This window comes from Polaribacter sp. BAL334, from assembly GCF_015767435.1.
Classification (GTDB): domain Bacteria; phylum Bacteroidota; class Bacteroidia; order Flavobacteriales; family Flavobacteriaceae; genus Polaribacter.
On the sequence record NZ_JADWOV010000010.1, the window covers coordinates 1 to 589 of the forward strand.

Genomic DNA, 589 nt, shown 5'->3' on the forward strand with positions numbered 1-589 from the left:
CATAATATTGAGTGCATTTTAATTCTTTATACAACGAATAGATGCTCCAAAAGCTTTTTCAAAAGGTGTAAAAGATGCTGTTGATGTTCCATAATCTAAAATTAAAACGTCAACATATGAAATTTGAAATTCTGTTGTTGACCAAAAACTTCCAAGACCAGTTATATTACCAAATTCACCATTTCCGAATCTAAAGCCACCTGGGAAACCATTAAATTTACTTTCATTATTTCCATTTCCTGAAACATCCCATCCTTCTTTAGACTTCATTTTGTCTCCCGCAATATTTTCACCTCCTAAATATGTTGATAATTTTATCCACTCTTTTTCACTTGGGATGTGCCATCCTTTTGGTGCAATACCTCTGGGGTCATTTAAAGCATACCAATTGTATAGTTTCCCATACTTTTCACCATTCAAATAATCATTATCATAGTTGCACCAGGCAGGGGTTCCATTCTTACTTGCTTTCTTCCATTCTAAAATTGTTTTACATTCAGGTATATAATCACCATTATTGAATTTATCAACATTAAGATTTTTTACAGACCAAACTTGATCCCCAATAATAACTTCATTTTTAATATAG

Annotated in this window: 1 protein-coding gene; it reads right to left on the reverse strand. The window is 31.9% G+C overall.

Annotated features, from left to right (window positions below):
* Positions 1 to 18 precede the first annotated feature (18 nt).
* On the reverse strand, positions 19 to 589 hold a 571-nt coding region (locus tag IU405_RS00050; RefSeq protein WP_197436637.1), incomplete at its 5' end, for a fibrobacter succinogenes major paralogous domain-containing protein.